The organism is Cognatishimia sp. MH4019 (assembly GCF_020177595.1).
Classification (GTDB): Bacteria; Pseudomonadota; Alphaproteobacteria; order Rhodobacterales; family Rhodobacteraceae; genus JAHTBL01.
On the sequence record NZ_JAHTBL010000004.1, the window covers coordinates 78,546 to 96,161 of the forward strand.

At 58.7% G+C, this 17,616-nt stretch carries 22 protein-coding genes; 9 read left to right on the plus strand and 13 right to left on the minus strand.

The annotated features are described in order from the left end of the window. Window positions 1-73 precede the first annotated feature (73 nt). Together KUW67_RS08460 and pyk are read right to left on the minus strand one after the other, a co-directional pair. Window positions 74-298, minus strand: a complete 225-nt coding sequence (locus tag KUW67_RS08460; RefSeq protein ID WP_224824864.1) for a hypothetical protein — start codon at window positions 296-298, stop codon at window positions 74-76. Window positions 299-332: 34 nt separating this feature from the next. Next, window positions 333-1,781 (minus strand): pyruvate kinase, encoded by a 1,449-nt coding sequence (gene pyk / locus KUW67_RS08465; protein ID WP_224824865.1) that lies wholly within the window; start codon window positions 1,779-1,781, stop codon window positions 333-335. A 105-nt stretch (window positions 1,782-1,886) separates the two neighbouring features. On the opposite strand from pyk, the gene KUW67_RS08470 reads away from it, so the two are divergent. The 4 genes from KUW67_RS08470 (at window position 1,887) to KUW67_RS08485 (ending at window position 4,197) form a co-directional block, all read left to right on the plus strand. Continuing rightward, the gene (locus KUW67_RS08470) at window positions 1,887-2,621 is read left to right on the plus strand and encodes an N-formylglutamate amidohydrolase (RefSeq protein WP_224824866.1); all 735 of its coding nucleotides are present in this window, start codon (window positions 1,887-1,889) and stop codon (window positions 2,619-2,621) included. Window positions 2,622-2,633: 12 nt separating this feature from the next. Continuing rightward, entirely contained in the window at window positions 2,634-2,933 is a 300-nt protein-coding gene (locus tag KUW67_RS08475) for a DUF1244 domain-containing protein (protein WP_224824867.1), read from the plus strand. A 416-nt stretch (window positions 2,934-3,349) separates the two neighbouring features. Beyond that, on the plus strand, window positions 3,350-3,733 hold the full coding sequence (locus KUW67_RS08480; protein ID WP_224824868.1) for a hypothetical protein: 384 nt from the start codon (window positions 3,350-3,352) through the stop codon (window positions 3,731-3,733). After that, a complete protein-coding gene (locus KUW67_RS08485) occupies window positions 3,733-4,197 on the plus strand; it encodes an ImmA/IrrE family metallo-endopeptidase (protein ID WP_224824869.1) in 465 nt (154 codons plus the stop codon). Before KUW67_RS08480 ends, KUW67_RS08485 begins: the two co-directional genes overlap by 1 nt. 96 nt (window positions 4,198-4,293) lie before the next feature. Here the strand turns inward: KUW67_RS08485 and KUW67_RS08490 are convergent, their stop codons facing one another. The 5 genes from KUW67_RS08490 to dgcN form a co-directional block, all read right to left on the minus strand. Then, window positions 4,294-5,172: an IS1595 family transposase gene (locus KUW67_RS08490; protein ID WP_224824870.1), complete on the minus strand. Its 879-nt coding sequence runs from the start codon at window positions 5,170-5,172 to the stop codon at window positions 4,294-4,296. 220 nt (window positions 5,173-5,392) lie between these two features. After that, window positions 5,393-5,590 (minus strand): hypothetical protein, encoded by a 198-nt coding sequence (locus tag KUW67_RS08495; protein ID WP_224824871.1) that lies wholly within the window; start codon window positions 5,588-5,590, stop codon window positions 5,393-5,395. A gap of 114 nt (window positions 5,591-5,704) precedes the next feature. Continuing rightward, the gene (locus KUW67_RS08500) at window positions 5,705-6,559 is read right to left on the minus strand and encodes a D-amino-acid transaminase (protein ID WP_224824872.1); all 855 of its coding nucleotides are present in this window, start codon (window positions 6,557-6,559) and stop codon (window positions 5,705-5,707) included. A 10-nt stretch (window positions 6,560-6,569) separates the two neighbouring features. Next, window positions 6,570-7,520 carry an N-acetyl-D-Glu racemase DgcA gene (gene dgcA, locus KUW67_RS08505; RefSeq protein ID WP_224824873.1) on the minus strand — a complete coding sequence of 317 codons (951 nt, stop codon included), beginning with the start codon at window positions 7,518-7,520 and terminating at the stop codon, window positions 6,570-6,572. A gap of 9 nt (window positions 7,521-7,529) precedes the next feature. Then, a complete protein-coding gene (gene dgcN, locus KUW67_RS08510; protein WP_224824874.1) occupies window positions 7,530-8,531 on the minus strand; it encodes an N-acetyltransferase DgcN in 1,002 nt (333 codons plus the stop codon). 244 nt (window positions 8,532-8,775) lie between these two features. On the opposite strand from dgcN, the gene KUW67_RS08515 reads away from it, so the two are divergent. Beyond that, the gene (locus KUW67_RS08515) at window positions 8,776-9,732 is read left to right on the plus strand and encodes an L-malyl-CoA/beta-methylmalyl-CoA lyase (protein WP_224824875.1); all 957 of its coding nucleotides are present in this window, start codon (window positions 8,776-8,778) and stop codon (window positions 9,730-9,732) included. 77 nt (window positions 9,733-9,809) lie between these two features. Here KUW67_RS08515 and KUW67_RS08520 read toward each other — a convergent pair whose 3' ends face one another. Further along, window positions 9,810-10,646 (minus strand): GyrI-like domain-containing protein, encoded by an 837-nt coding sequence (locus KUW67_RS08520; RefSeq protein WP_224824876.1) that lies wholly within the window; start codon window positions 10,644-10,646, stop codon window positions 9,810-9,812. Window positions 10,647-10,763: 117 nt separating this feature from the next. On the opposite strand from KUW67_RS08520, the gene KUW67_RS08525 reads away from it, so the two are divergent. Beyond that, entirely contained in the window at window positions 10,764-11,726 is a 963-nt protein-coding gene (locus KUW67_RS08525) for an acetyl-CoA carboxylase carboxyltransferase subunit alpha (RefSeq protein ID WP_224824877.1), read from the plus strand. A gap of 6 nt (window positions 11,727-11,732) precedes the next feature. Here the strand turns inward: KUW67_RS08525 and KUW67_RS08530 are convergent, their stop codons facing one another. The 5 genes from KUW67_RS08530 to KUW67_RS08550 form a co-directional block, all read right to left on the minus strand. Beyond that, window positions 11,733-12,566, minus strand: a complete 834-nt coding sequence (locus KUW67_RS08530) for a hypothetical protein (protein ID WP_224824878.1) — start codon at window positions 12,564-12,566, stop codon at window positions 11,733-11,735. A gap of 84 nt (window positions 12,567-12,650) precedes the next feature. Further along, entirely contained in the window at window positions 12,651-13,253 is a 603-nt protein-coding gene (locus KUW67_RS08535; RefSeq protein ID WP_224824879.1) for a pyridoxamine 5'-phosphate oxidase family protein, read from the minus strand. Beyond that, a complete protein-coding gene (locus KUW67_RS08540) occupies window positions 13,240-13,971 on the minus strand; it encodes a 1-acyl-sn-glycerol-3-phosphate acyltransferase (RefSeq protein ID WP_224824880.1) in 732 nt (243 codons plus the stop codon). Before KUW67_RS08540 ends, KUW67_RS08535 begins: the two co-directional genes overlap by 14 nt. Beyond that, on the minus strand, window positions 13,971-14,843 hold the full coding sequence (locus KUW67_RS08545; protein WP_224825139.1) for an ABC transporter permease: 873 nt from the start codon (window positions 14,841-14,843) through the stop codon (window positions 13,971-13,973). The genes KUW67_RS08540 and KUW67_RS08545 overlap by 1 nt, the downstream gene beginning before the upstream one ends. 29 nt (window positions 14,844-14,872) lie before the next feature. Then, window positions 14,873-15,550, minus strand: a complete 678-nt coding sequence (locus KUW67_RS08550; protein WP_370634950.1) for a cell division ATP-binding protein FtsE — start codon at window positions 15,548-15,550, stop codon at window positions 14,873-14,875. Window positions 15,551-15,695: 145 nt separating this feature from the next. Here KUW67_RS08550 and KUW67_RS08555 point away from each other — a divergent pair, with 145 nt between their 5' ends. From KUW67_RS08555 to KUW67_RS08565, 3 genes are all read left to right on the plus strand, one after another. After that, the gene (locus KUW67_RS08555) at window positions 15,696-16,499 is read left to right on the plus strand and encodes a zinc-ribbon domain-containing protein (protein ID WP_224824882.1); all 804 of its coding nucleotides are present in this window, start codon (window positions 15,696-15,698) and stop codon (window positions 16,497-16,499) included. Window positions 16,500-16,781: 282 nt separating this feature from the next. Next, window positions 16,782-17,009 (plus strand): YjhX family toxin, encoded by a 228-nt coding sequence (locus KUW67_RS08560; protein ID WP_370634951.1) that lies wholly within the window; start codon window positions 16,782-16,784, stop codon window positions 17,007-17,009. A 24-nt stretch (window positions 17,010-17,033) separates the two neighbouring features. Then, window positions 17,034-17,573 (plus strand): GNAT family N-acetyltransferase, encoded by a 540-nt coding sequence (locus KUW67_RS08565; RefSeq protein ID WP_224824884.1) that lies wholly within the window; start codon window positions 17,034-17,036, stop codon window positions 17,571-17,573. Window positions 17,574-17,616 lie beyond the last annotated feature (43 nt).

Genomic DNA, 17,616 nt, shown 5'->3' on the forward strand with positions numbered 1-17,616 from the left:
ATGCCGCTTGGGCCGGACGCACGAACTCAGGCGCGCCGTATACGAAGGGCGCGGGTTCAGGGCAAGTCCTAATTTAAAGGATGTAGCGGCCAACGACGTCGACGAAGACTTCCGGGATTTCGTTAATCTTATAGCCACCCGGTTTATTCGAGATCGCATAGACCACCATCACCCCGGACAGGACCACAACGATCGTGGCCACGCGCGGCGCGCGGCCATCCGACAGGGCCGACAAAATTGCGGGAATAGAAAATCCGCCTAAGACCAGGCCAATCACAAAAAGAAGATCATTATCCATTTAAACCACGTTACGCGGTGAAGAATGGACTCTATCATTCAGGATCAGTGCGGAAAATCAACCTTTCTTCACAAGGCGCAACCCTGAGGATATTGGTGGAACCGGTCACGTTGAACGGCACACCGGCGGTCACGACGATCTGATCGGCCTCTTCGGCCAGCCCCATCATACGTGCCGCACGGGCTGCCCCGACAACGGCCATCTTGAACCGCTCGACATCGCCCCCGGTGAGAAACACGTTGGTGCCCCAACTCAGACAAAGCCTGCGCGCAGTGCCCACCAGCGGGGTCAGCGCGATGATTGGCACGCGCGGGCGCTCGCGCGCGGTCAGCAGTGCGGTGGTGCCAGATTGCGTGAAACAGCAGATCGCTTTCACATCCGTCGTCTCGGCAATTTCGCGCGCTGCAGCGACGATGCCGTCGGCCACGGTCGTGCGATTGGCGGTGCGGGACGCCTCGATAATCTCCTGATAGGTCGGATCATCCTCAACCTCGATCGCCACGTTGTTCATCGTGGTCACCGCCTCAATCGGGTAGCTGCCCGCCGCAGATTCCGCCGAGAGCATAATCGCGTCAGTACCTTCATAGATCGCCGTCGCCACGTCCGAGACCTCGGCCCGGGTGGGCATCGGGCTTTCGATCATGCTTTCCAGCATCTGGGTCGCCACGATTACCGGCTTCGCCGCAGCCCGGCATTTCCGGATCAACTGCTTCTGGATCGGCGGCACGTTCTGCACAGGCAGTTCTACGCCCAGATCGCCCCGCGCGACCATGATCCCGTCCGACACTTCAAGGATTTCGTTGAACGCTTTCACGGCAGCAGGTTTTTCGATCTTCGACAGGATCGCAGCGCGCCCTTGTGCCAGCTCGCGCGCCTCGTTCACGTCCTCGGCCCGCTGCACGAAGGACAGCGCCAGCCAATCGACGCCCAACTGGCAGACAAACTCCAGATCGGCGCGGTCTTTGTCCGACAGAGCGGCCAGTGGCAGCACCACATCCGGCACGTTCACGCCTTTCCGGTTCGAGATTGTGCCGCCTGCGATCACCACGCAATCGGCGAAATCCGCGCCACAAGCGGTCACTTCCAGACGGATCTTGCCGTCATTCACCAACAGATGCGCGCCCACCTCAAGGGCTGCGAAAATCTCCGGATGCGGAAGGCGCACACGGCTTTCGTCGCCCTCGGCCTCATCCAGATCCATGCGGAACGCGGCCCCTTCGACCAGCTCTTCTTCGCCATTGGCAAAAGTGCCGACACGCAGCTTGGGGCCTTGCAGGTCGGCCAGAATGGCAATCGGGCTGTCGAGATCCTTTTCCACCTGACGAATGATCTCGTGACGGGCTTTGATCTCGGAATGATCGCCATGGCTCATGTTCAGACGGAACACATCGGCCCCGGCCTCATGCAGCTTGCGGATCATTTCGTAATCGTTGGAGGCCGGTCCCAGCGTCGCCACGATTTTCACATTTCTCAGTCGTCTCATTCTACATCCCGGATTGTTACCGCTAACGTCGGTTTAAGTGCTTATCGCGCAATTCCATTCCCACCACAACTGACCTATCAAATGCGGGAACGGGATGACACGCGAATGACATATCAACCATTTGAGATTTTAGGGGCCGAGCGGCCCGGCCGCTGGGTTGTGACCTGCGACCATGCGGCAAACACAGTGCCGCCGGAACTGGGCGGCACGCTTGGCTTGCCTGAGGCCGACATGGCCCGCCATATCGCCTATGATGTGGGCGCTGCCGGTGTGACAAAGGCACTGGCCAAGCATCTGGACAGCCCCGCAATCCTGTCGAACTTTTCGCGGCTGGTGATTGATCCCAATCGCGGCGAGGATGATCCGACGCTGCTAATGCGGCTCTATGACGGCACCATTATTCCGGCCAATCGCAACGTGATCCTCGCCGATATAGAGGCGCGGCTCAACGCGTATCACCGTCCTTATCATGCGGCTCTGGCCCAATTGATGCAGCGGCCCGACCCGGTAATGCTGGCGATTCACAGCTTCACGCCTCGGCTGAATGGCCGCTCTCCACGACCGTGGGAAGTGGGTGTGCTTTATGCCACTGACGCACGCTTGGCGCATCCACTGATTGCGGCCTTGCGGGCCGAGGGCGATCTGACCGTGGGCGAGAACCAGCCCTACGCGGGACACCTGCCCGGAGACGCTGTGGATCGTCACGCGCTTAGCGCAGGTCATCCCAACATATTGATCGAACTGCGCAACGACCTCATATCTGATGCAAAGGGACAGCAATACTGGGCCGACCGGCTCGCGCCATTGCTGATCCGTGTCTTGGCCGAAACGGGCCTTTAAGGGAGATGACTGATGGATGACCAGACCAAACTTGAGCTTGAAGCCGCCGCCTTTCGCCGCCTGCAGGCCCATTTGGCAGAGCGCACGGATGTGCAGAATATCGACATGATGAACCTGGCGGGCTTCTGCCGGAACTGCCTATCGCGCTGGTATCAGGAAGCCGCCAACGCGCGCGGCATCGAGATGTCAAAAGAAGAAGGCCGCGAAGCGTTTTACGGGATGCCTTACGCAGAGTGGCGCGAGAAGTATCAGACCGAGGCGAATGACGCTCAGAAAGCGGCGTTTGAGGTCAGCCATAAAGAGCACGGATGAGGGGTCGCAGCGTTGCGCTAGTACGGCGCGCGCGGCTTCTTGAAGACTTCCGACAGTAAACTTGGTTTGCGCTTCACGCGAGGCTGTCCCGCGCGCCAGTCCACGGCCTTGCGCCTTTGAGTATCTCGAAAGTTTTCCAGCAGATCAGCGCTCAAGACAAACCAGCGTCTTGAAAAATGCACAATCTGCGCAAGGCATAGAAAGACAAATGCGATTTCCAATGTCATGTCCCGTTCCTCTGAAAATCGTCAGAAACCCCTAGGCAGCATATCAAATACACCCCACTGCCCGTTGAATTGTTAACCAATCAGCAAAGGATTCCGGCAAAACTATGGGGGTGTATCCCCTCAGCATACGTAGTTGCAGAATCCTCCAATTGCTGCACAGTGTTACCCACAAGAATTTGAGGGGTAACTGTGGCTTCCATACAAGAACTCAAGGACGCACTCGAAACTGAGCAAACAAAGGCTTTGGACGTTGCTGATCGCGCCCTTACGTCGATTGATACACTTCTCAATCTCTCAATGTGGGTATTGGCGGTGTTTGCAATCATCATCGCTTTGATCGCCTTATTTGGTTGGGGGTTCATTGCCAGATCAGCGCGCCGTCGAGCCGAAAAAATTGCAAAAGATGCCATTGATGAGTATATTAAGAGTGAAATGTTCACAAATGTTCTCGAAAAAAACGTTCGTCAGGAGGTAAAGTCTCGTGTTGGTGAGAAGGTAATCCTGGCCAACCTAACTGAGGAACCGTCCGGGGATGATCCAGATCCCTTCCCGCAAGCACCGGAGGCGAAATAATGATACCAGCAGAGATCAGATCGGTTACCGAAACCGCTCCTGTTGATGTGCTGGAAGCGGCTCGTCGGTTGGGCGTGCAGGTCTTCTCAGCGAAACTGGCGGACAAAGTGTCTGGCGTATTGCTGCGGGATCCGTCCTATGGTTCACAATCTGGGTTTGTCATCTTTGTGGACTCTGATGAGCCGTCTTATCGTCAACGGTTCACGGCGGCACACGAACTTGGTCACTTTGTTCTTCACAGGGATGCTGTTGGGGAGCGCAATGAAGACAACTACCTGTTGCGCTCTGAGAACATGAGCAATCAGCAAGAGGTAGAAGCAAATAAGTTTGCTGCCGCCCTTTTGATGCCAATGGACTTGATTCAAAAGGAAATGGAGCAAGGCAATTCGACAGTATCTGGCCTTGCGAACACATTCGGCGTGTCCCCTACCGCAATGTCCATCCGGCTTGGGCTTCCGACGTGACCAGCCTTAGAGAAGCAAGAAAACAAGGACTTGAAGATTTCATCAAAGAGCACGAGGCAGGCCCAGAAGGTGACCTCGACAAGCTGGACGCCGTGATTAAGCGTCCAACTCAGGGAAGCGGGAAAGCAACTCGCCCAGCATCGTCTCAGGACGCATCCGACGATTGAAGCGGTACTCAAATTCTTTGACGTAGGTCTCAAGATACTTGGGCGACACGCTGATGTGCGTCCCTGAGATTGAGTTTTTTAGGTGGCGGAAAAAGTTCTCTACTTGGTTGGTCGTGGTACCGTCTTCGGCCACATATTCACCCTGACCGTGGTTCACTGTCTTGTGAGTGTATTCCGCAGGGTGGAACGTCTTCTGATAGGCCCGCAGTTCGTCAGTATGTAGTTCTGAGCCTTTCTCTACGTTGGCGAGGATTTGAGGCTTGAGAGAGCCGCGTGTCTGGTCTGGAACCACCTTGGCAATCGCGGTGCCATCGCGCTCTACCATCGCCATAACGACGCTCTTGCGCTTGCGCCAGTCCATCCCGGTAGTCTTGCCGCCCACAAAAGTCTCATCGACCTCAACAACCACGCCTTCGCCGCCAATAGGCTCTTCACCGTCTACCGCAGCCATATGTTCGCGGATCAGCTTCGCCATGCGCCACGCTGTCTTGTAGGTGACGCCAAGCTGACGCTGCAATTCCTTGCCGCTGACGCCATGCTTGGACGTGGTGAACAAGAAAATCGCATAGAACCAAAGCTGCAAGGGCGTCCGACTCTTTTCAAAAATGCTGCCAACCATCGGATGAATGTGGTGACCGCACCACTGGCAGGAGAAAGCCTGCTCATTGGTCAGGCGATACCACTTAGCCTCACGCTCACACTTGGGGCAGACATGGCCCTGACCAAAACGGACGTTAAACAAATGCTCAAGACAAGCCTCATCTGTGGGGAATTGCTGGAAGAACTGGCGGACATTGGTCTGTTTCATACCCTTTATGCAGGCATTGGACTACCGTATGTCAAGGGGATACACCCCAAACTATGTCGGATTTGAGGCGCATCTGAGGCGGTCACTGCCTTATGAGCGCCACAAAGCGCGTCTTCGCAAACGGTTTGAGGCAAGCCCCCGGACCGCCTGTCAGACACGAAAAAGCCCGCGCTGTAGGCTCAGCGCGGGCTTTGAATATGTCTGGATGAATGTTGCTGGATCAGCGCGCGCGGCGCAGCCACTTCAGCCCACCGATGACAACCAGTGTCAGGACAGCACCAACGACAGCGCCAAGCAGATGATCGGCGCTGAGCGCGAAATGCAGCACGGTCTCAAGACCCGTGCCATGATCGCCATGGGCAAGTGCCGGAGCGGCAGCAGTCATCAGGGCGATAGTGGTGAGTGTTGTTTTGGTCATGAGGTCTCTCCTGAGGTTGACCGGACGCCCCGAAGTGGGTCGCGCCGTTGATATCATCACTACGTCACCACAGAGCGTCCGCGCCTGCAACACCGGAAGCGGCAAATGCGGCGTTCAGACCGCCTTCTTCTGGCTTTCGTCCAGATAAATCTCGCGCAGGCGGGCGGCCACAGGGCCGGGTGTGCCTTCCCCAATGGCGTCACCGTCAAACTCGACGACCGGCATCACGAAGGTGGAGGCAGAGGTGATAAACGCCTCGGCTGCATTCTTGGCTTCCTCGACCGTGAAAGGACGTTCTTCGACCTTCATCTGGGCTTCGCGGGCAAAGCGCAGAACGGCGGCGCGGGTGATACCGTGCAAAATCTCGTTGCCAAGATGGCGGGTCACAAGAACACCCTCTTTCGTCACGATATAGGCGTTGTTGGAGGTGCCTTCGGTCACAAATCCGTCCTCGACCATCCAGGCATCATCGGCACCTGCGGCTTTGGCCATCATCTTGCCCATGGACGGATAGAGCAGCTGCACCGTTTTGATATCGCGACGGCCCCAGCGCTGATCCTCAATCGAGATGACCTTCATCCCGGTCTTCGCCGCAGGGCTTTCGATCAGGTTCTTTTCTTGGGTAAAGAGCACAATCGTCGGCGTCGCATCCTTGGGATAGGCGAAATCGCGATCCGCGGCGCCGCGCGTGATCTGCAGATAGACCATGCCTTCTTCGACATCATTGCGTTCGACGAGTTGGCGATGGATTTCCAACAGCTCGTCCATCGTCACCGGCGAGGTCATCTCAAGCTCCGTCAAAGAGCGCTCAAGCCGCTTGGCGTGACCATCAAAATCGATCAGCTTGCCGCCCAGAACGCTGGTGACCTCATAGACGCCATCGGCAAACAGAAAGCCGCGGTCAAAGACAGAGACCTTGGCATCCTCTTCGGCGACGTAGTCTCCATTGACGTAAACGGTGCGGCTCATGATCGTCTCCCTAGCCCCAGAGTACTGCCTCAGGCGGGTGCACTCCGGCGTCATCAAATTGCAAAGCGTTGTCCCGGTCTTCGGCCAGAAGCAGCGGCCCGTCAAGATCGGTAAACGCCACACCTTGCGCAAGAAGCGTGGCAGGCGCCATGGCAAGCGAACTGCCGACCATGCAGCCGACCATGACACCGTAGCCTTGGGCCTGGGCCTCTTTCTTGAGCAAGAGTGCTTCGGTCAGCCCACCTGTCTTGTCCAGTTTGATGTTCACCAGATCATACTTGCCCTTCAACGCAGGCAAGCTGGCGCGATCATGGCAGCTTTCATCTGCGCAGACGGGCAAGGGCCTTGCGATCTCGGACAGCATGTCGTCATCGCCAGCAGGCAACGGTTGTTCGACCAGCTCAACGCCAAGGCGGACCAGATGCGGGGCAAGGTCGGAATAGACCTCTGCCGTCCAGCCTTCATTGGCATCCACGATGATACGGGCGGTGGGCGCCCCTTTGCGAACTGCCTCAAGGCGGGGCATGTCGTCAGGCGTGCCAAGCTTGATCTTAAGCAGCGGGCGGTGCGCGTTTTGTGCAGCCTGCGCTTGCATCTTCTCGGGCGTATCGAGTGAAAGCGTATAGGCGGTGATTTCAGGGCCAGGCATGGGCAGACCAGCCAGATCCCACACCCGCTTGCCTGCGGTTTTGGCGGCATGATCCCACAAGGCGCAATCGACGGCATTGCGGGCGGCGCCAGCGGGGAGAAGCTCTGGCAACGTGGCGGGCGTCACATCTTTGGGGAGCGCTTCGATCTGAGCCGTCACACTCTCCAACGTTTCACTATACCGCGCGTAGGGCACGCATTCACCCCAGCCCCGCCCTGCGCGGACGGTCAGGACCTGCGCTTCGGTGCGTGAGCCGCGCGAGATGGTGAAGACCTGCGCGAGCGGGAAGACGTCTTTGGAAACCGTAATCATGCGCTGACCCTAAAGGGCCGCAAGCGCATCGACCAGACGTCCCGCACCCTGACGGAACGGATCGACCGTGGGCAGGCCCATACGACCTTCGACCTCGGCCAGATAGGCCAGCGCATCGTCTTCCGCCAGATGTTGGGTGTTCACCGAAATGCCGATAATCCGAACGTTTGGATTGGCAACCTGCGCGATGGGCAAAACCATGTCCCGCAGTGCCTCGAGAGAGGGCAGATCATAGCTCGGCAGGCCGCGCATATGGGTGCGGGTCGGCTCGTGGCTGAGTACCAGCGCGTCGGGTTGGCCACCATGGATCAGCGCCATCGTCACACCGGAATAAGAGACGTGGAACAAGCTGCCCTGCCCTTCGATATGATCCCAGTGATCGGCATCATTATCTGACGTCAGATATTCGACAGCCCCCGCCATGAAATCTGCGACCACCGCGTCCAGTGGAACGCCGTCGCCGGTAATCAGAATGCCGGTTTGGCCAGTGGGCCGGAAGGTGGATTTCAAGCCACGCTTGCGCATCTCGGCATCCATGGCGAGGCCGGTATACATCTTGCCAACCGAACAATCCGTGCCGACAGCAAGGCACCGCTTGCCCGCGCGCTTGATGCCATTGGCGATGGGATACATCACTTCCGGCACCCGCACGTCATGCAGTGCACGGCCCAACTCATAGGCCAAGGCGACGAGTTCGGGTTCGTGCTTGAGCAAGTTGTGCAAACCGCTGGCCAAATCGTAGCCGTGGCGCAGCGCGTCTTTGAGCACCTCCATCCACGCCTTCGAGATCACGCCACCGCGGTTGGCGACGCCAATAACCAAGGTGCGCGCGCCGGCGGCATAGGCCTCTTCCAAGCCCATATCGGCCACTTTCATATCCGCGCCACAGCCGGGCAAGCGCAACTGGCCAACCACGTGATCGGGACGCCAGTCCTTGATGCCTTGCGCAACCTTTGCGGCCAGAGCATCAGGGGCATCGCCCAGAAAAAGCAGATAAGGTGTTTTGAGCATGGCAGCCTCCAAATGTCTGAGATGGTTTCGCCGATACGCCGGGCAAAGTGCTTCGTAAAACTGCACATTTCAGTCTCATTTTCGAAGATTCTTCCGTAAGAAGAATGAAGCTCAGGATATCTGGCTTCGTATTGCTGCAATGCCGCATTTTACGCTGCACCTGCACGAATCCGGTTGCTTGCATTTGAGCAATATTCTAACTCTTGCGGCGAAAAAATCGAAATTTCCTTACCAAGAGGCCGCTATGTCTTTCCGTCTCCAGCCCACGCCCCCTGCCCGTCCGAACCGTTGCCAGCTTTTTGGCCCCGGCTCGCGCCCGGCCATTTTCGAAAAGATGGCGGCCAGCGCTGCAGACGTCATTAACCTTGATCTGGAAGACAGCGTCGCCCCGTCGGACAAAGACAGCGCCCGGGCCAATGTGATTGAGGCCATCAGCGCGGTTGATTGGGGCAACAAGACCCTGTCGGTGCGGATCAACAGCCTGGACACGCCCTATTGGTATCGCGATGTGGTCGATCTGCTGGAAAAAGGTGGCGAACGTCTGGATCAGATCATGATCCCGAAGGTTGGCTGTGCCGAGGATCTTTATGCGGTCGATGCGCTGGTGACGGCTGTTGAGCGTGCGACGGGGCGCACGAAGTCGCTGGGCTTTGAGGTCATCATCGAAAGTGCGGCAGGCATTGCGCATGTGGAGGCGATTGCGGCGGCCTCACCGCGTTTGACGGCGATGAGCCTGGGTGCTGCGGATTTCGCGGCCTCGATGGGGATGCAGACGACCGGCATCGGCGGCACGCAGGAAAACTATTACATCATCCACGAAGGCACCAAGCATTGGGGTGATCCATGGCACTGGGCACAAGCCGCGATTGTCGCCGCCTGCCGGACCCATGGCGTTCTTCCGGTGGACGGGCCTTATGGCGATTTCAGCGATGATGATGGGTTTGTCGCGCAGGCCAAACGATCCGCCACATTGGGCATGGTCGGCAAATGGGCGATCCACCCCAAGCAGGTCGCACTTGCCAATGAGGTGTTCACACCGTCGGCAGAAGCGGTCGCCGAAGCACGCGAAATTTTGGAGGCGATGGAAACCGCCAAAGCCAATGGCGAAGGGGCCACGGTTTACAAAGGCCGTCTGGTCGATATCGCGTCAATCAAGCAGGCCGAGGTGATCGTGAACCAGTCCGAGATGATAGCGGGCTGATGCCTCCGGCGGGAGTATTTTCGCAAAAGTGAAACAGCAAGAGGGCGCGCGTTAAGGTTAACGCGCGCTCTTTTTGGTTAACGGATCGGGACGCAGACATCGGTCAGAAGATCATCTGGCGCGGTGTCATGGGGCGCGTTCAGATAGACCTCGGTCGGGGGCGCATCGCGCGTTTCTTCGCCGCTTTGGGGCAACCAGACGCCGTAGAGGTAATCATAGGCTGCCTTGAGACCGGCATAGGGGCCTTTGTAGTGCATCACGGCGACGCGACCCTCAGGCAGGTCGACCCGTTCAAGCGTGTCAGGGATAACGCCAGGATCAGCGATCACCACCCCGGCATGGCTGCGCAGATCGGCAGCCGCAACAGCGTTCGGGTCATCATAGTAAACACCCGTCATGCCGCGCACATGGGGCCACAGATCCTGCGCGGTGCAAATCTGTTGCAGCGTCTCAAACGCCTGACCCACCTCAAGATAGGGGCCTTTGTGCGGCAAGGCGGCAAGGGTCAGTGCAGGGGTGGTTGTGGTTTCTACGAGAAACATCGGTCTTTCTCCTTTTTCCGGGCTGTTGAGCGGCGATCTGAGATCACCGCGGACACGGAACGCAGACGGGGACATGCCAAAGCCCTTGCGAAACCCGCGACTGAACGCTTGCACGCTGTCATAGCCGCAGATCTGAGCCACATAGGCAACCGAGGCATCGGTTTGCACCAACATGCAGGCCGCGCGGTGCAGACGCACACGGCGCACGGCTTGCGCACAGGTTTCGCCGGTCATGCCGTGAAACACCCTGTGCCAGTGAAACCGCGACATGGCGGCCACATCCGCAAGCCGGTCCAGGGACAGATCGCCTGCCGGGTTTTCGTGGATGTAGTCCAGCACGCGCAGAATACGGTCGTGGTAGCTTGCAGCCATGGTCGTCGTCTCCCTCGTTCCAAGGATGTCATGACACAGGCCCGTTTCACAAATCTTGCTGAGTTGAACTTTCCGCAACGTCTGGTCATATAGCCTGCAGTGAGTTTGGAGCCCCCGATGACCAATTACCTCGAATTTGAAAAACCGCTGGCCGAGATTGAAGGCAAAGCCGAAGAGCTGCGGGCCATGGCGCGCTCGAACGAGGAAATGGATGTCGAGGATGAAGCCAAAGCGCTGGACAAGAAGGCCGCGGATCTGCTGGTCGATCTTTACAAGTCGCTGACGCCCTGGCGGAAATGTCAGGTGGCACGCCACCCGGACCGCCCGCATTGCAAAGACTATATCGAGGCGCTGTTCACCGAATACACGCCGCTGGCCGGCGACCGGAACTTTGCCGACGACCATGCGGTGATGGGTGGGCTTGCACGGTTCAATGACCAGCCTGTCGTTGTGATCGGTCAGGAAAAGGGGAACGATACCAAGTCCCGGATAGAGCGGAACTTTGGCATGGCCCGTCCCGAAGGATATCGCAAGGCGATCCGCTTGATGGAGATGGCAGACAAGTTTGGTCTGCCGATCATTACATTGGTGGACACTGCCGGGGCCTATCCCGGCAAAGGTGCGGAAGAGCGTGGTCAATCCGAAGCGATTGCCCGCTCGACCGAGAAATGCCTGCAGGTGAAAGTGCCCCTGATCACCGCAATCATTGGTGAAGGCGGTTCCGGTGGTGCTGTGGCCTTCGCCACCGCCAACCGCGTTCTGATGCTGGAGCATTCGGTCTATTCGGTCATCAGCCCCGAAGGCTGCGCGTCGATCCTGTGGAAAGACGCGGAAAAGATGCGCGAAGCGGCAGAGGCTTTGAGGCTGACGGCGCAAAACCTCAAGGAGCTGGGCGTGTGTGACCGGATCATCGACGAACCGCTGGGTGGCGCGCATCGCGACAAGGACGCCGCAATCGACAGTGTTCGCGAGGCGATTGCCGCGGCCTTGGCAGACCTCAGCAATGAAGCACCAGAGGTGATCTTGTCGAACAGGCGCAAGAAATTCCTGTCGATGGGAAGCAAAGGGCTGGCCGCCTGACGCTTGTCAGCGCCCGTCGGCAATCTCGCGTGCGAGATAATCCATTTCCGAGATACGGTAGCTGTCCCCGCCACAGCGGCTCATCCCGCCGGGCATGTGCAGGAATGTAAGATCGCGATCAGGATCATAACATAACAGGGGGCGCCAACGCGTTCGGGTTTGCTGCTCCATGGGTTGAGGAACCTCACGCGCCCGATCTGCCAATTCCGCAAAAAGCGGGGACAGGCAGGCACCATCGCTGGCATAAAGCCCGTTTGTCGCTTTTGCGAACGCCGGGTCCGCATCCGAGAGTTGCCCCAACTGCGCCGCTGTCCGCATCGTCATCAACGGAAAAAGCCACCGCTCTGTGCGCAGCACAAACCCAAGGATGGGCGCGCGGTTGCTACGGTCGCCTTGTTGCCAGCGCACGCGCAAGGTGAAGGCGACGGGATGGATTTGATATCTGGTCATCCCCTCGCCTTCAGTCGCGCGAATATTCTCACCAGAGAACGCCACGCGGTTGCCGACAAGCTGCTGGTCAGGATCAGACGTCGCGCAGCGCACACAGTTGATAACGCCCAGACCTTCGGGCGATATCCTCACAAGATCCTCGCGTCGGACCAAAGGATGCACGGCGTTCAGGCGGTTTGGCTTTTCAACCGAAACGCTTTCAATCGCCTCGCCATCATGGATCATTGGGCAACCCAACCCATCTGGCGCAATCACAAGGCCTGCAGAGCCTGTGCCATCCGCCATCGGCTCGAGCGCGATCTGCGAGCCGTCGGTCATGTTCAGGTAAAGCGTGCCTGACGCAGCGGCGGGCATGGCCATGGCACAAAAGAGGCTGAAAGCGGCAAGCATTCGCATGGGGCAAGGATGGCACGGGCGGAAGGTGCTGTCATCAAAGCCGGTCAGACCATCCTGCAAACCGGTGAAATGCTGCCGTTACCACATCGTTTTCGCCGCGCGCGCAGCCCAATCAGCGTCGTAGGTGACACCGTCGAAATCCCCGTTTGTGACATCCGTCATGATTTCACCCACGCTGGGTAGTTCGGCGCTGTCATCGCGCGACCAAAGACCTGCACGGATCAATGCGCGGGCACATTGGGTATAGACCTCGGCAATGCGCACAACGATCACGGTCGCTGGATGCCGGCCCTTTTGTTCAAACTGGCCGACAAGCTCCGGGTCATCGCTGAGCACAGCAGAGCCGTTGACCCTCACGACAGTGTTTGACCCCGGCACCATGAACATCAGCGAAACGCGGCCATCGACGACAATATTACGCAGCGAATCCAAGCGCTGATTGCCGCGCCAATCGGGCAGCGCGAGGGTCTGTGGAGCAAGCTCTCGCACAACGGGGCCATCATCGCCACGCGGCGAGCCGTCTGTGCCATCCGGCCCTACAGTCGTCAGGATGCAGAACCGCGAGGTGATGATCCATTTGCGATAGGTCGGCGTCAGGCAAGGCGCGACCTTGCGGAGCGAGGCCTCTCCGGGCGTGCCGTAAAGCGCCTCAAGCGCCGGGATGTCCTTAACGATCCGCATGAAAGCCCGCCTCTGCATTCAGCGCGTTTGAGCGGGTCTCGATCACCTCTTCGAGCTTCTGCAAAAACACGTTCTTCGGCAGGCCCGGTTCAATCGGATCGAGAAACTCGAAGATCGCCGTGCCTTGTTTGCGGTAGATTCCGCGCTTTGGCCAAAAGACGCCAACATTTGTGGCCACCGGCACACAGGGCTGTTGAAGCTGCTCATAAAGCACAGCCGTGCCGACCTTGTAGGGGGCCTTGACGCCCGGCGCGATGCGCGTGCCTTGAGGGTAGATGATCAGCTGGCCCTCACCATGGCCCGCGCGAACGTCTTCGATCATCTTCTGGATGGCGGCGCCGCGTTTGCCGCGATCCACCATGACGCAGTTCAGACGCACAGCGTATTGCCCCACGACGGGCGCGTATTTGAGCAGCTTTTTCATGATGAACTTGCCGCGCGGCAGAGCGGTGAAGATCATCATCACATCAAGGAAAGACTGGTGCTTTGCGGCGACCAGCACATTGCCTGTGGGCGGTGTGCCTCGGATCTCGACCTTGAGGCCGATCATCCAGGAAGCTGTCCATCGAATGTAGCGCGAGAAAGACTTGCAGCAGACGAATGCGCCGCGCTGATCAACCAGCGCCCATGGGAAGAAGGCCAAACCCCAGAGCGGCATGATCAGATACATCTGCGCATTGAAAATCAACGAGCGCAGCCACTGGATTGCGTAACCCATCAGGTCAGCCCTTTCAGAACACGCAAAGCGGCGGCCCGCGTGGCGATGAGTGCGACGAGGGCGGCCAGCGGCGGCACGATCAGCGGCCAGAACCAATGCACGCCTTGAAAGCCAAGCCCGGTCAGGAACCCCCCAGCCGTCGAGGCTTCGGGCAAGAGCGCGATGGAGATCATTCCCAGCGCAGTGCCGCCCAGCGCACCAACCAAAGCGCGCAAGGTAAAGCGACGCACGAAGGCGTTGGCGATATAGCGGTCGCGCGCGCCCACAAGGCGCAGCACCGACACCACTTGCGCATTGGCCGAAAGGGCGGCGTTTGCAGCCAGCGTAATCATCGCGCCTGTGGTCGCAGCAATCAGCAGGAGGGACATGATACCAAGTGTGCGCAACCTGTTCGCGGCATCAACCAATGGGCGACGCCAACGGGTGTGGTCATCCAGAACAGCGCCGGGCGCCTCGGCTTGCAGACGCAAGCGCAGTCCTTGGGGGTCGAACCCGTCTGTGTCCTCGATCACCTCGATCAGTTGCGGAACGGGCAAGGTATCAAGCGGCAGATCGGGCCCAAACCACGGCTCAAGCAACGCAGTTTGCTCTTCATCGGTGAGCGCGCGGGCCGCGCGGACACCCGGTGTTGTTTGCAGGATCGCGACGACCGCGGCTGTTTGTGCAGCCATCTGTTCCTCGGGCGCGGAGATGCGGACGGTGGAGCTGCGCGCAAGCTCGGCCCCCCAACGATCCGCCAGCCGGGACGTGGCGAGTGACAGGGCCATCGCAAAAACCGCCAGAAAGGCCATCGCGCCTGCGCTGAACATGGTCAGTGAGGCCGTAAAGCCGCTGGGCGGAACGACACGGTCAGCACCGCTTTCAGGCGACATGAGCGCGTTGAGACGAGAGAGAAGCGCGTTCACAAGTCCGCTCCAGCGGCCTGGATCGAACCGCCAACGATCCGCAGGACGCGTGTTGCGACTTGCGCTTTCGCAGCCCGTATCAGGTTCAGATCATGAGTCGCGATAACGATCGTCTTGCCCATTTTATTAAGCTGCACCAGAAGATTGAGCAGCTTCTGGGACATCTCCCAATCAACATTGCCGGTCGGCTCGTCGGCCAACACGATCTCAGGCGAGGTGATGACCGCACGGGCCAAGGCGGCGCGCTGCCGTTCACCACCCGACAGCTCTGGCGGCAGTGAACGCGCTTGCTGCGCCAACCCCACCCAGCTGAGCAGTTCGTCAAGATTTGAAGCCTCTGCGCTCACGTCACGACGCGCAACGGTCAGAGGCAAGGCCACATTTTCGCGCATCGAAAGGTGATCCAGAAACTGGCAATCCTGATGCACGACCCCAATGCGACGGCGCATGTCCGACACCTCGTCCCGGCTTAGCTGTCTGGGGTCCTGACCAAAGATATGCACCCGCCCGCTGGTCGCGGTCAGTTCAGCATAAAGCAGCTTGAGAAACGTCGTCTTGCCCGCCCCGGACGGACCGGTCAGAAAGTGAAACGAGCCCGGCGCCAACGTCAGCGACATGCCCGATAGCAGGGCGCTCCCGTCATAGCCGTAGCCTGCCTCCTGCAACTCGATCACGTCTCCACCCCGCGTTTGGTTAACCGTTGTCATGCCTCAACAACGGTTCGGTTTCAATCATGCTGAAGCTCAATTTCATTGCCCTTCGTCAAATGGTTGCTACAAATGGCATGAACCAAGGTGGACACTGGGCGAGGGGGGCCTGATGCGACTGATCTGCCCGAATTGCGGGGCGCAATACGAAATCGGTGACGACGCGATCCCGGAAGACGGGCGCGATGTGCAATGCTCCAATTGTGGGCACACGTGGTTTCAAACCTCTGCAAAGACCCCTGTCGAGGACGAAACAGACGAGGATCCGATCCCCGAAGAGGTCGATCTGAGCCCCCCGGCAGACGAAGACGAGCTTACCGATGGCGACCTTGATGATGCGCCCGAACCACAGCGTGAACCCACGCGACGCCCCTTGCCCGAAGACGTGCAAGCGGTGCTGCAGGAAGAAGCTGCTTACGAGGAAACAGCGCGCAAGGCAGAAGCTGAAGCCCTTGAATATCAACAGGATTTAGGCCTGTCCGGCGCGATGGAGGAAAGCCCCCGCGATGTGCAGGCGCGCGAGCGTATGGCCCGCCTGCGCGGTCTGGATCCGGAAGACCCCGAAAGCGCCCCGGAACCACCGGCAGAGCCGACGCGCAAGGAATTGCTGCCCGATATTGAAGAGATCAACTCGACCCTGCGCGGCGGGTTGGAGCATGCGTCGGTCCCGCTATCGGATGCAGTCGAGGAACCGGTGAACGAGGGCCGTCGTGGCTTTCGGATCGGCTTTGGTCTGGCCTTGATGATCGCCGCTGCTTTGACCCTTACTTATGTCTATGCGCCGCAGATCAGTGCCGCGATGCCGGGTCTGGCGGACATGCTGACCAGCTATGTCGCGCAGGTCGATCAATTGCGGATCAGCATCGACAACCAGCTGAAAATAGCCGTCGACACGATGAATGGTGGCGAGGGTTGACCGACCGCCGTGGCCAAAAATCCACGGTTGGAGCCGCGTGGCGCGGCACATCTTGCCCGCGCCCATCCTGATACTTACCCTTACATCAGCAGCAGGCCTTCGCCTGATGTGATGGAGATTTTATGCGAGAGCCCCGGGCATAAGCCCGTTCCTGATCTCACCTTTCAGGAACGTCAGTAACAGATAAGGACACGCACGCGCGACGCTGGGTGGCCTTCATTTCGTATACTCTCATAAAATCGAGACACTCCGTTGAATATCTCAAAGCACGAACAACGTGTTTTGCACGAACTCGCCCTTGGTGGATCCATCCACCATGAACGGTGCGAGAACGGTAAAATACGTTCCGTCACCTGTTACACGCGCGCTGGTCACGTCTTAACCGACTGCACGATGCCCGTGTTTCTGCGCCTCAAGAAACGGCGCTTTATCCGCTCGCAAAACGGACGCCCCTACCGCGCCTCGCGTTTGGGGATCAAAGCCGTGCGCGCGCAACTGAACCAACGCTAACAGACAACACGAAAGGACCAGACAATGGAACTTACGTCCAATTTCAAAGAGCGCGGCGGCGAGATTGTCGCGCTGATCACGTCGACCTTCGCCGCCTCGGAGGGCGATGCAGAAGGCCAGTTGGTCGGCCGGATGGCGGCTGACATTCTGGCAACTGTCGCGAAGGACGATCTGCTGGTTTTCACGGCCCTTGAGGCTGGAAAGATCGTTGGCGCGATCATGTTCACGCGCATCAGCTATCCGCAAGACCCTCGGACGGTGTTTGTGCTGTCCCCTGTCGCCATCGGCGCCAGCCATCAAGGGCAAGGTGTTGGGCAGCAGCTTTTGCACTACGGCCTGAAGCATCTGCGGGACGCGGGCGTCGATGTGGCGCTGACCTATGGCAACATCAAGTACTACACAAAGGTCGGATTTGCTCAGATCACCGACGCGCAGGCTCAACCGCCCTTACCGTTGCGCTATCCCCATGGGTGGCTTGGGCAGTCGTTGAAAGGCGACGGCTTCGCGCCTCTTAAAGGATCGTCTCATTGTGTCGAGGCGCTGAACGATCCGGCGTATTGGTGAGGTAAGGCAGACATCCGGATGCAAAGCTCGGGTGTCTGGCCGC

What these genes read in the sequence shown, in the direction of transcription:
- KUW67_RS08460 (WP_224824864.1), bottom strand. Translation starts at nt 298, where the DNA reads ATGGATAATGATCTTCTTTTTGTGATTGGCCTGGTCTTAGGCGGATTT.
- pyk (WP_224824865.1), bottom strand. Translation starts at nt 1,781, where the DNA reads ATGAGACGACTGAGAAATGTGAAAATCGTGGCGACGCTGGGACCGGCC.
- KUW67_RS08470 (WP_224824866.1), top strand. Translation starts at nt 1,887, where the DNA reads ATGACATATCAACCATTTGAGATTTTAGGGGCCGAGCGGCCCGGCCGC.
- KUW67_RS08475 (WP_224824867.1), top strand. Translation starts at nt 2,634, where the DNA reads ATGGATGACCAGACCAAACTTGAGCTTGAAGCCGCCGCCTTTCGCCGC.
- KUW67_RS08485 (WP_224824869.1), top strand. Translation starts at nt 3,733, where the DNA reads ATGATACCAGCAGAGATCAGATCGGTTACCGAAACCGCTCCTGTTGAT.
- KUW67_RS08490 (WP_224824870.1), bottom strand. Translation starts at nt 5,172, where the DNA reads ATGAAACAGACCAATGTCCGCCAGTTCTTCCAGCAATTCCCCACAGAT.
- KUW67_RS08495 (WP_224824871.1), bottom strand. Translation starts at nt 5,590, where the DNA reads ATGACCAAAACAACACTCACCACTATCGCCCTGATGACTGCTGCCGCT.
- KUW67_RS08500 (WP_224824872.1), bottom strand. Translation starts at nt 6,559, where the DNA reads ATGAGCCGCACCGTTTACGTCAATGGAGACTACGTCGCCGAAGAGGAT.
- dgcA (WP_224824873.1), bottom strand. Translation starts at nt 7,520, where the DNA reads ATGATTACGGTTTCCAAAGACGTCTTCCCGCTCGCGCAGGTCTTCACC.
- dgcN (WP_224824874.1), bottom strand. Translation starts at nt 8,531, where the DNA reads ATGCTCAAAACACCTTATCTGCTTTTTCTGGGCGATGCCCCTGATGCT.
- KUW67_RS08515 (WP_224824875.1), top strand. Translation starts at nt 8,776, where the DNA reads ATGTCTTTCCGTCTCCAGCCCACGCCCCCTGCCCGTCCGAACCGTTGC.
- KUW67_RS08520 (WP_224824876.1), bottom strand. Translation starts at nt 10,646, where the DNA reads ATGGCTGCAAGCTACCACGACCGTATTCTGCGCGTGCTGGACTACATC.
- KUW67_RS08525 (WP_224824877.1), top strand. Translation starts at nt 10,764, where the DNA reads ATGACCAATTACCTCGAATTTGAAAAACCGCTGGCCGAGATTGAAGGC.
- KUW67_RS08530 (WP_224824878.1), bottom strand. Translation starts at nt 12,566, where the DNA reads ATGCTTGCCGCTTTCAGCCTCTTTTGTGCCATGGCCATGCCCGCCGCT.
- KUW67_RS08535 (WP_224824879.1), bottom strand. Translation starts at nt 13,253, where the DNA reads ATGCGGATCGTTAAGGACATCCCGGCGCTTGAGGCGCTTTACGGCACG.
- KUW67_RS08540 (WP_224824880.1), bottom strand. Translation starts at nt 13,971, where the DNA reads ATGGGTTACGCAATCCAGTGGCTGCGCTCGTTGATTTTCAATGCGCAG.
- KUW67_RS08545 (WP_224825139.1), bottom strand. Translation starts at nt 14,843, where the DNA reads ATGTCGCCTGAAAGCGGTGCTGACCGTGTCGTTCCGCCCAGCGGCTTT.
- KUW67_RS08555 (WP_224824882.1), top strand. Translation starts at nt 15,696, where the DNA reads ATGCGACTGATCTGCCCGAATTGCGGGGCGCAATACGAAATCGGTGAC.
- KUW67_RS08565 (WP_224824884.1), top strand. Translation starts at nt 17,034, where the DNA reads ATGGAACTTACGTCCAATTTCAAAGAGCGCGGCGGCGAGATTGTCGCG.